This is a genomic window from Paenibacillus donghaensis (assembly GCF_002192415.1).
GTDB lineage: Bacteria > Bacillota > Bacilli > Paenibacillales > Paenibacillaceae > Paenibacillus_AQ > Paenibacillus_AQ donghaensis.
Genome location: NZ_CP021780.1, coordinates 7,632,324 through 7,648,177, shown reverse-complemented (window position 1 = coordinate 7,648,177; position 15,854 = coordinate 7,632,324). Strand labels below are relative to the sequence as shown.

Genomic DNA, 15,854 nt, shown 5'->3' with positions numbered 1-15,854 from the left:
GATATTAGTGATTATTTTCACGTAATATAACGTTAGGTTGTGTTAGAATGCCATGTAGTAACAAACGAAATAATTAAATTTTTTCCTATGTACTACCGATATATGTCATGTGCTTGCTACAAAAAGCCGGACGACGCCTTGACAAATGTGATAAATATCATTTATAAAGTGATAAAAATCACTTCCAATTAATATTAAAATGTTTTACATTTTAATATATATATTTTAAACTATATTTTTGGGGGTTATATCAAATGAAAAAAGCTTCTGTGATCTTGTCGAGTGCTCTGCTTCTTGGGATACTATCAGGTTGTGGCAACAACGCGAACAATGAAACTGCCGCAACCAATGCTCCAGCTGGAACCAATGCCGCTGCTGAAACTGCTGTTCCTGCAGCAACCGATGCTCCTGCAACAGACGCTGCATCCGAGTACAAAGACGGAACCTACTACGGCACGATCGAAGCTGACCCGGAAACAGGCTGGCAGACTTATACCCTGTTGACTGTAGAAGGCGGTAAAATCACCAAGGCTGACTGGAATGCCTTTAACGTCAAGAATGCTGGAGATCTGAAGAAGAAATTCTCCGAAGACGGTAAATATGGCATGAAGGAAAAAGGCGGCGCTCAAGCAGAATGGCACGAGCAAGCAGCTACAGCTGAAGCTTTCCTGATCGAGAAACAGGATCCAGCGGCGATCACTTTTGATGCTGAAGGACATACAGATGCTATTTCCGGCGTATCTGTACACGTTAATGATTTCGTTGCCTCAGCTCAGGCAGCCCTGGCTGCAGGTCCGGTAGAAGCTGGTGCTTATAAAGACGGCGGATACCATGCTGAAGGCGAAATGGATGCTGAATCCGGCTGGAAATCCACTGTTGATCTGACTGTTGCCAACGGCAACGTAGTAGCTGCCAAGTTCAGCGGTGTCAATGCTGCTGGCGACGACAAACAGCAGTTCTCAGTTGATGGTAAATACGGCATGAAAGAAAAAGGCGGATCACAGGCAGAATGGCATGAAGAAATCGCCAAGGCTCAGGATTACTACCTGCAAAACAAAGGCGTAGCACCTGCTATTGATGCCGAAGGCAAAACCGATGCCATCTCTGGGGTAACAGTCCACGTTGGCGAATACTTTACACTGGCAGAAAAAGCACTCGAAGGCGCGAAGTAAATCGCACACCTCTTGCAGCTAAACAGATGAATGGAGTGAGTTTCTCTTGAAGAAAATAGTCATTTTGGGCGGCGGCTACGGCGGCGTACTCACGGCTAAGAAACTGGCAAAGAAATTTAAAAACAACAAAGATGTAGAAATTAAGCTGATCGACCGGAATCCCTACCACACTCTATTAACTGAGCTGCATGAGGTTGCTGCAAACCGCGCCCCTGAGGATTCAATTAAGATCGATCTGAAGAAAATCTTTGCCGGTCTTAAAGTAGATGTTGTACTTGATGAAGTCAGCAATATTGATTTCAAGAGCAAGAAGCTTAAATCCGAAAAAGCTACCTATGCTTATGATTACCTTGTAATCGGCACAGGCAGCAAGCCAACCTTCTTCGGTATTCCGGGCGCGGAAGAGAACACCTTCTCCTTCTGGTCCAACGACGATGCTGTTGCCCTGAAACGCCAGATCCGTGACATGTTCACTCTGGCAGCCAAAGAGAAGAACCCGGCTGTACGGCGTTCGATGTTGACCTTCGTTATTATTGGCGCAGGCTTCACAGGCGTAGAGCTTGTTGGTGAAATGGCAGAATACCGTGAAGAGCTGTGCAAGGAATTCTACATTGCCCCATCCGATGTGCGGCTAATTGTTGCCGATATGGCGCCGAAGATTCTGCCTATCCTGCCGGATAAGCTGATTCAGAAGGCTGAAGCATACCTGCGCAAGCTGAACGTAGAGATCGTTACCGGTGCCAAGATTACCGAAGTAGGCAAAGGCAGTGTGGCTCTTGGCGAGAAAAATGTCGTTGATGCGCACACGGTTGTCTGGACTGCCGGTGTTGAAGGCTCCGAAATCGTGGGCAACCTTGAAGTTGAACAGCAGGGACGCAAACGTATCGTTACCAATGAACACCTTGAAAGTGTTGATCATAAGAATGTATATGTAGTCGGAGACAACATCTTCTTCATTCCTGAAGGCGAAACCCGTCCTGTACCGCAGATGGTTGAGAATGCCGAACAGGCTGCTCCGGTAGTTGCCGGCAACATTGCCGCAGATATCAACGGCACAGCCAAAAAAGCATACAAACCAGCTTTCCATGGAACAATGGTATCTATCGGCAGCCGCTATGGTGTAGCGAACGTTGGTCTTCCAGGCAAACTGTTCATGCTTACCGGCTTCATGGCTATGCTGTCCAAGCATGCGATTAATATGTTCTATCTGTCCCAGGTTGTTGGCTTCAACAAAGTATGGACATATATGATGCATGAATTCTTCCATGTAGAGAACCGCAAGAGCTTCGTTGGAGGTTACTTCTCCAAGCGTTCCCCGAACTTCTGGCTCGTTCCGCTGCGTATGCTTCTGGGGGGAATGTGGCTGTATGAAGGGATCGACAAGATGAAGAAGATCTGGGAAGACCCGGATAAGATCTTCCTGATTCCTGCCGCCCCTAATGCTACAGATGCCGCATCGGCAGCCAGTGTGGCCGTTGATGCTGTAAAAGATACGGTAGATGCACAATCTGCAGCGTCGGCAGTCGTTACTGCCAAAGAAGCGGTTGAAGCTCTTCCGGTTCCAGGCTTCGTTTATGATGTCACCAACTGGTTCATGGATTTGATGTTCTACAACCCGGATGGTACTTATACCTTCCTGGCGAAATGGTTCCAGATCGGTATGGTATGTGCCGAGATGGTGTTTGGCGTTATGCTGATCGTTGGTCTGTTTACAGCACTGTCCTCTATTGCTACCATTGGTATGGCTGTAATGATCTGGTCCACCAAGATGGCTTCGACCGAAATGCTCTGGTATGTTGCAGCAGCTATCGCTTGCATCGGCGGATCGGGCAGCGTGTTTGGTCTCGATTATTATGTTCTGCCATGGCTCAAGAAGCAGTGGAAGAGAATTCCTATTGTCCGTCGCTGGTATCTCTACACCGACTGATAAGACCTCTACAGCTAAACTGCATTTCATATCATGTAATTTAAATAGGTTCCACTTAAGAGTAATGTGTCCCCGGACACATTACTCTCCTTATTTATCAAGAAGAAAATGTTTCTTCTGAACGAATGGTTTTGGAGGGACGATCAGGGAATGGTGTCTTCCGGCAAAACCGACAAGAAGGAGAGAATCATATGAACAGAACTCTCATCGTAGATACCCTCCGGTTGCTGCAGGCTGAAATGTCACCCATCGCCGGCATCGAGCTTGACCTCATGCCTTCCGATTGGGAGCCGCTGCTCACGGTACTGGAGCGCCATGATCTGGAATACGACCGCAAAGTCCATTTGCTCGGTATATACACGATCCTCACTGTGGCCGCGAAACGCCACATGGAATGTGTCCCGCATCATCAAGACCTTACGCGCAGCATTCTGGATGGAGACTATTTGTACAGCTTTTACCTTCAATTTGCGGTGAAATGCCGTGAGCTGGATCTGGTTGCTTATTTGGCTCCTTCAATCAAACAGCTGCAGATCAAACGGGCCAATGGAGATTTAACGGAACATCAGCCAGCGGCCGGAATCGATCAGTTCCTGCTGCAGGAGCGCAAACCGCAGAGCCGTACAAGCAAAGCCATTTGACAGGTGGGAAACCATAACATGAAGCTGCATGAAGTCTTAACGATTGACCTCGCTCAGATTAATAAAGAAATAGAACAGCTGGTGACCCGTGACAAAGATGTGCCCAAGGATTCTCAGCTGTCGCACAGCATTCTGCAGCTGATCGGCTCCGGCGGCAAGCGGCTGCGGCCGATTATGGTCATGGTCGGCAGCCGTTTCGGGCGTAAAGCTCCCGGCCGCCGGACCTACCAATTGGCTGCGGCGGCTGAATTTATCCATGCCGCTTCCCTGATTCATGATGATATCATCGATGATGCCGAGCTGAGGCGTGGTGTACCTGCACTGCATATCGGAACAGGCACTCTTGCTGCCGTTCATATCGGCAACTATATGTCCGCCCGGGTCATTGAGCTGTTAAGCAAATATAGAGGTGACAAGAACCGCTATGTCCATGACCTGTCCTCTGTGGCAACCGCCCAGCTCTGCCTGGGTGAATACCAGCAGCTGGAGCAGGCATTCAACTACGATATCTCCATGGCGCAGTATCTGGAGAAATCACGCAACAAGACGGCCCTCTTGATGGCAACCTGCCTGCGGGTAGGTGCGCTGTCCTCGGAGAGCAGCAGAGAGCTTGCCGATCTGCTGTACAGCTTCGGCGAAGCCTTGGGGATGTCCTTTCAGATTCAGGATGATCTGCTGGACTACACCCAGGCTACGGACGTGCTGGGCAAGCCGGCTGGCAGTGACCTGCGCCATGGCCAGGTCACGCTGCCGGTGATCTTCGCGCTGCGGGACCCGGAGCTGGCTCCCGCCATCCGCGGTATTACCCCCGGCTCCTTCAGCGCCGAGGTGGGCCATGTGCTTGAGCTGATCAAGCACAGCACGGCCCTTCAGCAGGCGGAAGCGGTCAGCCGGGATTACCTGGAGCAGGCTGCGGCGATAGCCGGCCAGCTCTCCGCTTACCCGGCCCACGCCGATCTTCAGACGCTGCTGCAGTATTTCGCCGCGCGTGATCACTAGGCGCGGCGAAATGGGCCTTGGCCCATAAGCAAGTAGAAACGGCTTCACCGTCCTCTGCAAGAGGCGGCATCCGTTACTGCGAGAAATAGAAGGATAATTTATAGCGCGAAGCATATAAATTCTTATATTTTAAAATATTCATCCAATCTACTGAATTAGTTGCGAATCTGCATCTAATTTGCCGTTTTTTTCCGTTTTAGAGCAAATAAGTGCGAAAACACACCTAATTTCGGATTCTGAGCGTTAAACAAACGTTTTACTCGAAAATAGTTGCAGATTCGCACTTATTTGCCCGATAACAGGCATTCCAGCTGAAATTAGATGCACCTTCGCATCTAATTTCTCTGAAAGCTCTAGTGTAGCATTCTACATCCTTCAGTGGGACCTAAGTAGTAACCAAAAATGCATCTATATAAGATGAACTTAAGAATGTTACATCAGGAGTTGGCAGAATGCCTTATACACTTGGCTTTATGCCAACTCCGCTGCTTCATTCTTAAGTTCACGTTCTATATTTACTCGAAAAATACAAAAGAAAATAAATCAGCGCTTCTCCAATAAATGGAGAAGCGCTGATTTATTTTCTCGGTTCGATTAGGAACTTGGTCCACCCAAAAGCGCGGAGAGAACGAAAGCGATTGTGGAACAGCGGAGCGGTCACCTGGGTCTGACGGACAGCGATTGGAACGACGGTTCGTTCGCGCAGCGTCCACACAAAGTGCCCCAAGTCTGTCCCCTCCAAAAAACCAAGGCTGTCCCAGCGGCCATTTCACGGCTTTACGGGACAGTCTCTTGTGGTGAACACTCTGCTTATTTCAAAGCTCTGTTACGTTGTTGATTCAGGAGCCATAAGGAAGCTATCATCGTCGTAAAGAACGCAGACAGCTCTACTATTTCGGTGCCTGATTTGATTATGGCTCCTAAACTTACCACATTTAGAACAATAAGCAGCCTAATGATCCATTTGTAACTCAAATCACTCACCTTCCGCTTGTATTTTCAATATTATTCCACAAGCTAGGAGATATAACCATATGAAATATCACTTTAATGTCTTAGATCAATCATGCTGCAGTTATAGATAGAAATAATCCAGCAGCGTACAGAGCAAGATAACCATGCTGATCACCTGATTGAGATTATAGGAGGCTACCTTCATCATCCGCCGGTTGGCAGGCTTGATGATCTTGTGTTCGGTCATCAGAAGCAACGTCGCGATTCCGATGCCCACAAGATAGATCCAGCCCAAATCGCGCCAGAGGTACAGGAACAGCAGCAGCATAACCATGATGAAATGCAGTCCTTTGGCAATCCGCAGCGCATTCTCCAGTCCGAAGAAGCTCGGGATCGACCAGAGGCCATGACGGCGGTCGAATTCAATATCCTGGGTGCCGTAAATAATATCGAAGCCGGCGATCCAGAGCATCACTACCGTACCAATCACAAACGGCGTGAAGGCGATATTGCCTGTAACGGCGAACCATGCCCCAATCGGTGCAGAAGCAATCACAAAGCCCAGATACAGATGGCTGAGAAAAGTAAACCGTTTCGTATAGGAATAACTGGAGATCAGTGCAATCGCTACCGGTGAGAGCAGCAGACAGAGCAGATTCAGCATCCCTGAAGCCACAATGAAAATGGCATAGTTGATGATAACGAACAGCACCACTTCTTTCTCCGCAAGCAGGTGCTGCGGCAGGTGGCGGTGTGCCGTGCGCGGGTTCAGCCGGTCGAAGGTACGGTCGGCCAGGCGATTGAAGGCATTGGCCCCATTGCGCGCCCCAATCAGCGCGATTAGACCCCAGAGCATCACATGGCCTGAAGGCCAGCCACCGGCTGCCCATACCATAGAGATGATAGCAAAGGGTAAAGAGAATAAAGTATGGGAGAACATCACCAGCTCGCTGAACATTTTTAGCTTCAGGGCAGCTTGCTTGAACACATTATAGAGGACCATCTGTCTTGTCCTCCTCCGCCAGAACCGAATCCAGTACGCCCAGCATACCGTCAATATCGGCTTCCGTAATGATCAGAGGAGGCTGGAAGGCCAGCACGTTGCGTCCTATTCCGTTTTTGCCGATCAGGTATCCGTGATCCTTCATCGCTTCCAGCACCCGGTCCGTGAGCTGAGCCGCTTGATCAGCGGACGCCCCGGACAGCTCGGCACCCAGCATCAGACCCGTTCCGCGCACATGGGAGATTACTGCCGGATAACGCTGCTGAAGTTCCAGCAGTCCGGCTTTCAGTCGCTCTCCGAGCTGTGCTGCCCGTTCCGGCAGCTGCTGATCGCGGATATAATCCAGCACAGCCAGTGCTGTGGCCGCTGATACGGGATTGCCACCAAAGGTCGAAGCGGAAGGCCGGTTCAGCGAGAGCGCAATCTCGTCCGTGGTGGCAAAGGCCGCTACCGGTACCCCATTGCCCAGCGCTTTGGCCATGCTGACGATATCGGCGGTCACGCCGTAATGCTCCATGGCGAACATCCGGCCGGTCCGGCCGAAGCCGGTCTGAATCTCATCGGCAATCAGCAGCACGCCGTATCTTTCCAGCAGCACCTTGACCTGCCGGAAGTAATCCGGCGCAGGCATAATCATTCCGCCATTGCCCTGGATCGGCTCTACAATCATGGCTGCGATCGTATGGCCCTTCTCTTCAAGCACCCGCTCCAGTGATTCCAGCGACAAGGAAGCTGCTTCCTCCAGGCTTAGATCCTCCTGGTACGGCCGCGGGATAAACACCACGTCCTTATCCAGATATTTATCGGTCCGCCACATCGGCAGGCCGGTTACGCTCATGGTCAGATTGGTCCGTCCGTGCAGACCGCTCTCCAGGGCAATGAAGCCTTTGCGGCCGGTATGCATCCGGGCCAGCAGCAGCGCGCCTTCATTGGCCTCAGAGCCGCTGTTTACGAAAAAGGTCCGTCGCAGATCACCCGGCAGCACCTCTTCCAGCCGCTCTGCCAGATCTACGGCAGGCTGGGTCAGATAGACGGTTGTGGTATGCTGCAGCTGCTGCAGCTGCGCGATTGTCCGCGAGGTAATAGCCGGATTGCAGTGACCGCAGGCGACCACGGAGACACCGGCGAAGAAGTCGGTGTACTCTTTTCCCAGCTCATCATATACATATTGCATGGAGCCGCGCACCAGCTGGGGAGAATTGCGGTAGAAATGCTGTGTACAAGGATAGAAATATTGCTGCCGCTTCGCCTCAACCTGCGTGCGCCCGATAAAGAGTTCAGTTTTCATGTAGAATGCCTCACTTTCCTTGCTTCCATCATAAACCTGATGGTTATATCTTGGATAGAGTCTGATGGATTGTGAAAATAATAACTTAGTATCGCGTAAAAATATCCTTTTTCAAGTCGCGTATATATTTAAAATTTAATTAATTGAATTGCAATGCGCCCAGCGTATATCCTGCGTACAGAGGTTTCATTCCACCCAGCAGGTCTTTCTCTTCCGCACCACCGTCCAGCTTGTGCTGATACGCTTTGATGATCTGTTCCAGCTGATCCACGGTATAGGTAGCCGCTTCAATCCGGAAGCTGGATATCCCCCGCCCACTCATCTCTCCCAGCATCGGCAGGAAGCATAACTCCTTGGCAAACAGCAGATGGCAGCGGCCATGCTGGTCACGGTATACGGGATTCTCACCTTTGTCGGTCTTCAGTACCAGCACTCCTCTCGGAGCATACAGGTTGTCCTCTTCGGCAATCGGCTCCATCACTTCGGTGTTCTCATACAGGTCATGCTCCATGTACATCAGCGCTGGTGTGCCATGAACAACAACCTCCAGCGGACCGTCATAATGGGCGGTGAACTCGGCAAAGTGCTCCATCGTCATTTCCGGTGATACTGTAAGCCGCTCTACTCCCAGGCCTGTATAGAGTGCAGCTGAAAGATGGTTGTATACGTTAAGGCTGGCATCGCCTATCATCGGATATCCCGAGGTTCTATAGCGGCGGATTGCCCCCAGATTGGTCACCAGCAGTCCGTCAATCGGCAGGCGTTCTCCGCTCAGCAGCTGATCATATTGGTCAAAATGCAGCTCTGTCATCATCCGCGGCATGCCAAGGTACAGTTTGGTCTCGCCCTTACGCTCACCCAGCTCCTGAATATCCGCCTTCGAGAACGGACGGTCCGGCTCAAACACATCGCCTGGCAGATACAGATTCTCCACGCCCAGCTCCAGCACCAGTCGCGCCTGCTCCATGTTGTTCACACGTACGGCAAGCTCCGGCTTATGCTGCCCTACACGTCTGTCCCGTGACAGCCGTTCCCGCAGTTCCGCCACACGCTGCTCTGATAGCTCCCGCTCTGCGGTCGGTGTACTGAATACCTTGCCTGTACTGTAGAATTTGCCTGTCCCCTCATAACGGCGGTTAATATTGGACAATCCCGGTTTGCCAAAAGCATACGCTGTGGAGAAATCGCGTTTCCGGCTGCGGTACAAGGCCTTGGAATCCACTGTACGATCGAATCCGATCGGGTCTGCGATGTAACGGTCAATTGCAGCGCCGTAGCTGTTCACCAGTGATACAATAAATTCTTTATCCCGCATCCGGCCTTCGATTTTGAATGAGGTAATTCCCGACTCAATCAGCTCAGGCAGATGCTCATACATAGACATATCTTTGACAGCCAGCGGATATTCGGCTGGGAAGACATACCCGTCCTTCTTGATCCGGTAATCCCAGCGGCAAGGCTTCATACATTTGCCCCGGTTGCTGCTCATGCCGAAGACCTGGGAGCTGAAGTAGCAATTCGCCCCGTGCACCGAGCACATATCCCCATGAATGAAATATTCCAGCTCCATGCCGCTGCGCTGTCCCAGCAGCTTCGCAGTCTGCAGATCCATTTCACGCGAGGTGACTACCCGGCTGACGCCAAGCTCCCCAAGCGCATGAATCATCTCCAGGTTGTGCACGTTCATCATCACCGAAGCATGCACAGACAGGGTGAGATCCAGCTCACGGATCAGCTCCAGTACAGCCATATCCTGCACAATCAGCGCATCCGGACGCACCCCGTCCAGGAAACGCAGATATTCCTTGGCTTCTTCCACATCCTCTTCGCTGAAGAGGTTGTTGACGGTGATATATACCTTTTTGTCCAGCCGATGAGCTATATCTAGGGCCTGGACAATTTCCTCATGAGAAAGGTTGTAACCCTTGCGCATCATCCGCATATTTAGCACCGGACCGCCGAAATAGACCGCATCACAACCGGAAGCAATCACTTCTTTGAAGATTTCAAATGTCCCCGCCGGAGCGAGCAATTCAACCTCTTTACCATTAAAATAACGTGCCATTACTGTTTCCCCCTACTAAATTACAACTTGAGTACCTTTTATAATAACGCTACAGCGATACCTATCCCCACGAACAGGCAGATAAAAACAGTATCCGTCCCGCCCCATTTCGGAGTATGATACCGGCTGCGCGGAGCATCCATGCGGAAGCCGCGGGCTTCCATGGAGTAGACCAGGTCCTGCGCCCGCCGGAAGGCACCGGCAATCACCGGGACCAGCAAGGAAACCAGCAGCCTTCCCTTCTCCTTCAGCGGCAGCTCCTGCAGATCAGCCCCCCGCGAGGCTTGGGCCTTCATAATCGTCTGCGCTTCTTCGAGAATGGTTGGAATGAAGCGCAGGGCAATGCTGATCATCAGCGTGATCCGATCCGGCGACAGACCCAACTTCTTGAAGGGTGCAAGAATGCCCTCCAGGCCTTGATTGAGCTTGCCAGGCGTAGTTGTGAAAGTCAGCAGCGCGGTAAAAGTGATTAGAAAGAACATCCGGATGACCGAGAAGGCCCCCAGCCGCAGACCGCCCTCATACAGATTAAGCGAACCCAGAGACAGCCAGACCGCCCCCTCCTTCACAGACAGCAGCTGGACGATGAAGATAAACAGCATCAGATACCGCAAGGGTTTTGCCGCTTTGAGGAAATATTTCAGCGGAATCCGGGTGGATGCCATAACCGTCACAGAGAAAAGCGCCAGCAGCGCCATGTCCGGCCAAGTGCGGGACATTAGAATCACGGCGACATAGAACAGCATGCCGATAATTTTGCCCCTGGCATCCAGCTTATGAACCCAGGAGCCGGTTTCAATGACGCGGCCAATCACCAGCTTCTCATTCATCGGCAGCCCTCTTCTCTCGCGGATGCCGAATTGCCGGCTCCTGCCGGTGAGAGGGCGGCAATCCGCGCCGCCAGACTGGCGGCGGTCAGGCAGGGCCGCTCGTGCTCCAGACCGAAGCGGCTGGCAAGAGCATGCCAGTAGCGCAGCGATTGCGGCACAGTCAGGCCGCACCGCTCCAGCACAGAAGGGTCCTGCCCCAGCGCCTGCGGACTGCCCTCAAAGGTGATCGCTCCATCCTTCAGCAAGAGCCAGCTGTCGGCAAAAGGCAGCAGCTCATCCATCCGGTGGGTTACGATGATGATCGTCCGCCCCTGCTCGCGGCACAGCCGCTCCAGCAGGGTAATCAGCTCGCCGCGGCTGACCGGGTCCAGGGTGGCCGTCGGCTCATCAAGCACCAGCACCTCCGGGTCCATCGCGAGCACGGAGGCAATGGCTGCCTTGCGCATCTGGCCGCCGCTCAGCCGAAAGGGATTCCGCTGCAGCAGCTCCAGCGGAAGACCCATATCCTCCATCGCCTGGGCCGCACGCTGCTTGGCTTCCTCAGGGCTCATCCCGAAGTTCTGCGGGCCGAAGATCAAATCCTTCTCCACCGTATCTTCGAACATCTGCTGCTCGGGAAATTGGAACACCAGCCCCACCCGGCGGCGCAATCCCAGCAGCTTCGGCGATTTCTCCCCTGCCTGAATGGTCACATCCAACACCCGGACCTTGCCTTCGGTCGGCTTGAGGATACCGTTGAACAGCTGCAGCAGCGTTGACTTGCCGGAGCCGGTAGCTCCGGCGATTCCGACCATGGTGCCGGGCTTGATATGAAGATCAAGCTTATGAAGCGCGGTATGCCTCCATAGGCTCCGGTCAGCATAGGTATAACTTACTTGTTGAAGTTCTACGGCCATAACGTTTCTATAAGCTCCTTTTCACTCGCAGGCACATCTGCCCGAATGCCCAGGCTGCGCAGCTCACGGGCAAGCTGCCAGGTGTAAGGATCCCGCAGGTGGCATTTCTCCAGCAATAGGGCGTCCTGGAATAGCTCGGCAGGGGTCAGATCTGCCGCAAGACCACCTCCATGCAGCGCCAGCACCCGATCGGAGGCCAGAATCTCGTCGGCATCATGGGTAATCATCAGAATCGTGTATTTCCCTTCCGCCTGCATGCCCTTCAGAATAGCCAGCAGGTCATTTCGACTGCCTTCATCCAACATTGAAGAGGCCTCGTCAAAGATGACGATGCCTGGCTCCATAGCAAGAATGGACGCAATGGCCACCCGCTGCTTCTGGCCTCCCGACAGCTCGCCGGGATGCTTGGACATCAGAGAGGCAATCCCCAGTCTATGGCTATATAATTGCAGGCGCTGCTCCATCTCGGCGTAAGGCAAACACATCCCCTCCAGCCCAAACAGCAGATCCTCCTCTACCGTTGCCCCGATAAACTGGTTGTCCGGATTCTGGAAGACCATACCGATGATCTGGCGGATACTGCCGATATTGGCCTCCATCAGCTTAAGGCCGCAGATCTCAATCTCTCCGCTACTAATCGGCAGCAGCGCATTCAGCAGCTTCACCAGAGTTGATTTGCCGCAGCCATTCGGACCGACTACACTCACCCACTGTCCCTGAGGAATCTCAAGCGAGATATCATGCAGAATCGGCTGTGTGGGATCATAGCCAAACGATACTCCATTCAGTGCAATTACCGTCTGCGCCTTTCCTTGCCCGTGATCTTCTTGTGTGTGCAATTCATTCATGTTAGTCATCCTTCCGCTATTGTGACCGGGCGTCCAGGAATTCTTCAAACAATGATATTTTGGATAAAGAATCTACCAAATAACGGACCGCAAAACCAACGGCAATCCCCGTGACCACACCGCTAATCAGCAGTACCGGCAAATAATACAGAATGCTCGCGGAATCAAACACCATAGCTGCACCCAGCAGTTGTCCCACATTATGAGCCAGGCCTCCGGCAATGCTGATCCCGATCAGGCTGAATTTCTTGCCGAACAGCTTCAACAGCAGGAACATAACCACGAAGCTCAGCAGGGAACCTAACAAGCTGAACAGCAGGCTGGAGAAGGTACCCAGCAGGAAGGCGGTGAGCAATGTCTTGAGGATAACCAGGACTAACGCATCCCGGCCACGCAAAAAATAAATGCAGGTCAAAACCATAATGTTGGCAAATCCCAGCTTCGCACCAGGCATGAAGCCCATGCCCACCAGTGGAATCTGGGCTTCTATAAGTCCCAGCACTACGGCAACTGCAGCGAAGATGGCGATAATTACCGTTCTTTTGAGAACGGTAGCCGATTCACTACTGGACATAGGCATCTACATCATCCTCCCCCGACGCACTCGCAATCTCCACCAGTACCCGATGCGGCAGACATACGATCGTCTGCTTGGGCAAGGTAATAAATCCAAAACCTAAACATACTTTATCCGGGCAGTCGGCATCATACATCTCAACACCGTAATCATACACCTTCAGAATGTTATAGCCCTGATCCGTGCGGATCTCAATAGTTTGTTCTTCTTCAGTCAGTTCAATCGTCCGGAACAGCTTGCCGTCCACCGTCACATTGGCTACAAGCTTGTTGTCGGGCCCACCCTTGTTGCTGTCGCCAGCTAACCATCTCGGTGCGAGAAAAGCAAGCGCAGCAATCAGGACGATCGAAATCAGCAGCACATCTGCGCGTTTCATAGAAATCTCCCTTAAGTTTTAATTAAAATCCAGACTTATTAATTATAACGGTCTGCCTGGAATCCTTCAATCAATGTAGTCGTTAATTGTCGCTTTTCAAGAGCTGTTCACAAAATAGGCACGCAAAACAACCTCCACATCTTACAGCCTGTCGAAGCTGGAACATTACGGGCTGTATGCGGAGGTGCTTCAGCATATAATCTGGAAATTCAGCCCGTCTGACTGGTGTAGTCGGTATGGCTGACGGAGCTGGGCCTGCCGAAATAGTCGAGTCTGTTTCTTTAGAAATGTTGCATATAATCCCATGTTTGCCCCGATCCGTCTGACTGTCTGCTGTCTGCCACAATCAACAAATTTGCTTTTTTGATGATTATATGTTATATTATAATAATATTTGATTTCCCGTATATACATCCCCATCAAGAAGATGTCAAGCCGATGTTTCACTCTTACTTTTTTATCGGCATTTTGGACACAAAATCTTACGTTTTCTTGCAGTACTCTTCCTTTTTATGAGATGAAATTCAAACATAGCATTCCGATTCACACTGGCGCGGCCACGGAGCCGCAAGGGCAAGAGAGAGGTAGGGTTCTTGTCGTTTTGGAAGGATTACTCTCGCCACACGGCTGCTGGAAATAAACAAGGAATTATGACACCCGTCACTCACGGACGGCGGGGGATAACGATACAGGAACCGAACTATGGTGGACCTTAAGGTTCGTCTGCCATGTGTGGAAATATAAGCGCCCGGGTAACCGCAATACTGCGGATACCCGGGCGCTGTCTACATTTAAGGGCTACTTTTTACATATTGATTCACAAAAGAAGTTACTTTGCGGGCATATTCCCCTTTATCCGTATCATAGGCCAGACCATGCCCTGCGCCCGCCACCGTATATTTCTGTTTAGGACTGTTGCAGGCCTCGTATAACTCATCCATCATCTCATATGGCACGAATGTATCCGCGTCCCCATGAATAAATAGAATCGGAACTTTGGCCTTGCCCACCTGCTTCATGGCAGAGGCTTCACCGAAGAAATACCCTGCCTTCAGACGGGTAACCAGGCTTGCAATCTGCACGAACGGAAAGCTTGGCAGACGATACATTCTTTTCAGCTGATAGGCAAGCTGCGCTTTCACCGAGCTAAAGGCGCAATCCGCCACAATAGCCTTCACCTGCGACGGCAGCGATTCACCCGAGGTTGTAAGCACCGTCGCGCCTCCCATGGATACCCCATGCAGTACAATCTGCGCCTGTGGCCCCGTACGTTCCATCACATAATGAATCCATTGCAGATAATCCCGGCGCTCCGGCCAGCCAAAACCAATATAATTGCCTGCGCTTTCGCCATGCCCTCTGGCATCCGGCAGCAGCACATTATAGCCAAGCTTCTCGTAATATAGCTTCGCGTACGCCCCCATGTCTTTGGCTTTGCCGGAATAGCCGTGGGCCACAATCACTGTACGTCCCTTAGCCTGTTCCGAAGCGATAAAATAGCCCTGCAGCTTCAAACCGTCCTCCGAGATCAGCTCCACCTTATCCAGGTCATGCCGGGCGACCCAGTCCTTGCCTTCCCCCCACGATGCACCCGCTACCGGAGGGTCAACCTTTAAATCCGGAGTTTTGCTGAGAAATTCCTTCGGCGCCCGCTTTATAGCTACCCCGTAGAAGAAAAATCCCGCATACGTGACCACTCCGGCAAGAATAACCAATACCGCTATTAATATAATGCTCCATATCACTGTCTGCTTCACCCGGCCTTCCGGCATATTTCAACTGCTCTATGGCAGTATAACACGGCTATACCGATATCAAGAAGAAACGGCTTCGCCTTCCTCAGCAAGAGGCGGCATCCGTTTCTGCGAGAAATAGAAGGATAATTTATGGAGTTAAACCCATGCAAAAGACCAGAAAAAGTTTATTATTTAGACCTTAGTATGCTACCCCCATGGAAGTTCCAGCTCCATGGGAGTTCTCTAAATTCGAACCATTGATTTAGTTGCAAAAGTGCATCTAATTATCCGTTTTTTTCCGTTTTGGAGCAAATAGTTGCAAAAAGGCACTTAATTCCATCGTTTGAACGTTGAGAACTTGATTTACTCAAGATTAGTTGCAATATCGCACTTAATCGCCTTCTGACAGAGGCTTCAGCTGAAATTAGTTGCACTTTCGCATCTATTTGCTCCGAACGTGCCAAAGCAATCTGCTAAATCCTCACCGCGACCTAAGCAGTAGCAGAAAAAGCCGCTATACGGAGGACAACTCTTCCATATAA

General features: G+C 51.3%; 13 protein-coding genes. 4 read left to right on the top strand and 9 right to left on the bottom strand.

Annotated features, from left to right (window positions below):
• Positions 1-254: 254 nt before the first annotated feature.
• From B9T62_RS34705 to B9T62_RS34690, 4 genes are all read left to right on the top strand, one after another.
• Positions 255-1,172: an FMN-binding protein gene (locus B9T62_RS34705; RefSeq protein ID WP_087919417.1), complete on the top strand. Its 918-nt coding sequence runs from the start codon at positions 255-257 to the stop codon at positions 1,170-1,172.
• Positions 1,173-1,218: 46 nt separating this feature from the next.
• Positions 1,219-3,099 carry an FAD-dependent oxidoreductase gene (locus B9T62_RS34700; protein ID WP_087919416.1) on the top strand — a complete coding sequence of 627 codons (1,881 nt, stop codon included), beginning with the start codon at positions 1,219-1,221 and terminating at the stop codon, positions 3,097-3,099.
• Positions 3,100-3,290: 191 nt separating this feature from the next.
• A complete protein-coding gene (locus B9T62_RS34695) occupies positions 3,291-3,740 on the top strand; it encodes a hypothetical protein (RefSeq protein WP_087919415.1) in 450 nt (149 codons plus the stop codon).
• Between the two features lie 18 nt (positions 3,741-3,758).
• Positions 3,759-4,739: a polyprenyl synthetase family protein gene (locus B9T62_RS34690; RefSeq protein ID WP_087919414.1), complete on the top strand. Its 981-nt coding sequence runs from the start codon at positions 3,759-3,761 to the stop codon at positions 4,737-4,739.
• Between the two features lie 1,075 nt (positions 4,740-5,814).
• Here B9T62_RS34690 and B9T62_RS34685 read toward each other — a convergent pair.
• The 9 genes from B9T62_RS34685 to B9T62_RS34645 form a co-directional block, all read right to left on the bottom strand.
• Positions 5,815-6,696 carry a UbiA-like polyprenyltransferase gene (locus B9T62_RS34685; protein WP_087919413.1) on the bottom strand — a complete coding sequence of 294 codons (882 nt, stop codon included), beginning with the start codon at positions 6,694-6,696 and terminating at the stop codon, positions 5,815-5,817.
• The gene (locus B9T62_RS34680; protein WP_087919412.1) at positions 6,683-7,984 is read right to left on the bottom strand and encodes an aspartate aminotransferase family protein; all 1,302 of its coding nucleotides are present in this window, start codon (positions 7,982-7,984) and stop codon (positions 6,683-6,685) included. The genes B9T62_RS34685 and B9T62_RS34680 overlap by 14 nt, the downstream gene beginning before the upstream one ends.
• A gap of 139 nt (positions 7,985-8,123) precedes the next feature.
• Positions 8,124-10,049 carry a peptidase U32 family protein gene (locus B9T62_RS34675; protein ID WP_087919411.1) on the bottom strand — a complete coding sequence of 642 codons (1,926 nt, stop codon included), beginning with the start codon at positions 10,047-10,049 and terminating at the stop codon, positions 8,124-8,126.
• Positions 10,050-10,087: 38 nt separating this feature from the next.
• Positions 10,088-10,879, bottom strand: coding sequence for an energy-coupling factor transporter transmembrane component T family protein (locus B9T62_RS34670; protein ID WP_087919410.1), 792 nt, complete (start codon positions 10,877-10,879; stop codon positions 10,088-10,090).
• A complete protein-coding gene (locus B9T62_RS34665; RefSeq protein WP_087919409.1) occupies positions 10,876-11,775 on the bottom strand; it encodes an ATP-binding cassette domain-containing protein in 900 nt (299 codons plus the stop codon). Before B9T62_RS34665 ends, B9T62_RS34670 begins: the two co-directional genes overlap by 4 nt.
• Positions 11,766-12,623 carry an ATP-binding cassette domain-containing protein gene (locus B9T62_RS34660; RefSeq protein WP_087919408.1) on the bottom strand — a complete coding sequence of 286 codons (858 nt, stop codon included), beginning with the start codon at positions 12,621-12,623 and terminating at the stop codon, positions 11,766-11,768. Before B9T62_RS34660 ends, B9T62_RS34665 begins: the two co-directional genes overlap by 10 nt.
• 16 nt (positions 12,624-12,639) lie before the next feature.
• Positions 12,640-13,203: a Gx transporter family protein gene (locus B9T62_RS34655; protein WP_087919407.1), complete on the bottom strand. Its 564-nt coding sequence runs from the start codon at positions 13,201-13,203 to the stop codon at positions 12,640-12,642.
• Entirely contained in the window at positions 13,187-13,576 is a 390-nt protein-coding gene (locus B9T62_RS34650) for a NusG domain II-containing protein (RefSeq protein WP_087919406.1), read from the bottom strand. Before B9T62_RS34650 ends, B9T62_RS34655 begins: the two co-directional genes overlap by 17 nt.
• Positions 13,577-14,367: 791 nt before the next feature.
• The gene (locus tag B9T62_RS34645) at positions 14,368-15,348 is read right to left on the bottom strand and encodes an alpha/beta hydrolase (protein WP_211296388.1); all 981 of its coding nucleotides are present in this window, start codon (positions 15,346-15,348) and stop codon (positions 14,368-14,370) included.
• Positions 15,349-15,854 lie beyond the last annotated feature (506 nt).

Coding starts and splice junctions, on each gene's coding strand:
- B9T62_RS34705 (WP_087919417.1), top strand. CDS start 255: ATGAAAAAAGCTTCTGTGATCTTGTCGAGTGCTCTGCTTCTTGGGATA.
- B9T62_RS34695 (WP_087919415.1), top strand. CDS start 3,291: ATGAACAGAACTCTCATCGTAGATACCCTCCGGTTGCTGCAGGCTGAA.
- B9T62_RS34690 (WP_087919414.1), top strand. CDS start 3,759: ATGAAGCTGCATGAAGTCTTAACGATTGACCTCGCTCAGATTAATAAA.
- B9T62_RS34685 (WP_087919413.1), bottom strand. CDS start 6,696: ATGGTCCTCTATAATGTGTTCAAGCAAGCTGCCCTGAAGCTAAAAATG.
- B9T62_RS34680 (WP_087919412.1), bottom strand. CDS start 7,984: ATGAAAACTGAACTCTTTATCGGGCGCACGCAGGTTGAGGCGAAGCGG.
- B9T62_RS34675 (WP_087919411.1), bottom strand. CDS start 10,049: ATGGCACGTTATTTTAATGGTAAAGAGGTTGAATTGCTCGCTCCGGCG.
- B9T62_RS34670 (WP_087919410.1), bottom strand. CDS start 10,879: ATGAATGAGAAGCTGGTGATTGGCCGCGTCATTGAAACCGGCTCCTGG.
- B9T62_RS34665 (WP_087919409.1), bottom strand. CDS start 11,775: ATGGCCGTAGAACTTCAACAAGTAAGTTATACCTATGCTGACCGGAGC.
- B9T62_RS34660 (WP_087919408.1), bottom strand. CDS start 12,623: ATGAATGAATTGCACACACAAGAAGATCACGGGCAAGGAAAGGCGCAG.
- B9T62_RS34655 (WP_087919407.1), bottom strand. CDS start 13,203: ATGCCTATGTCCAGTAGTGAATCGGCTACCGTTCTCAAAAGAACGGTA.
- B9T62_RS34650 (WP_087919406.1), bottom strand. CDS start 13,576: ATGAAACGCGCAGATGTGCTGCTGATTTCGATCGTCCTGATTGCTGCG.
- B9T62_RS34645 (WP_211296388.1), bottom strand. CDS start 15,348: ATGCCGGAAGGCCGGGTGAAGCAGACAGTGATATGGAGCATTATATTA.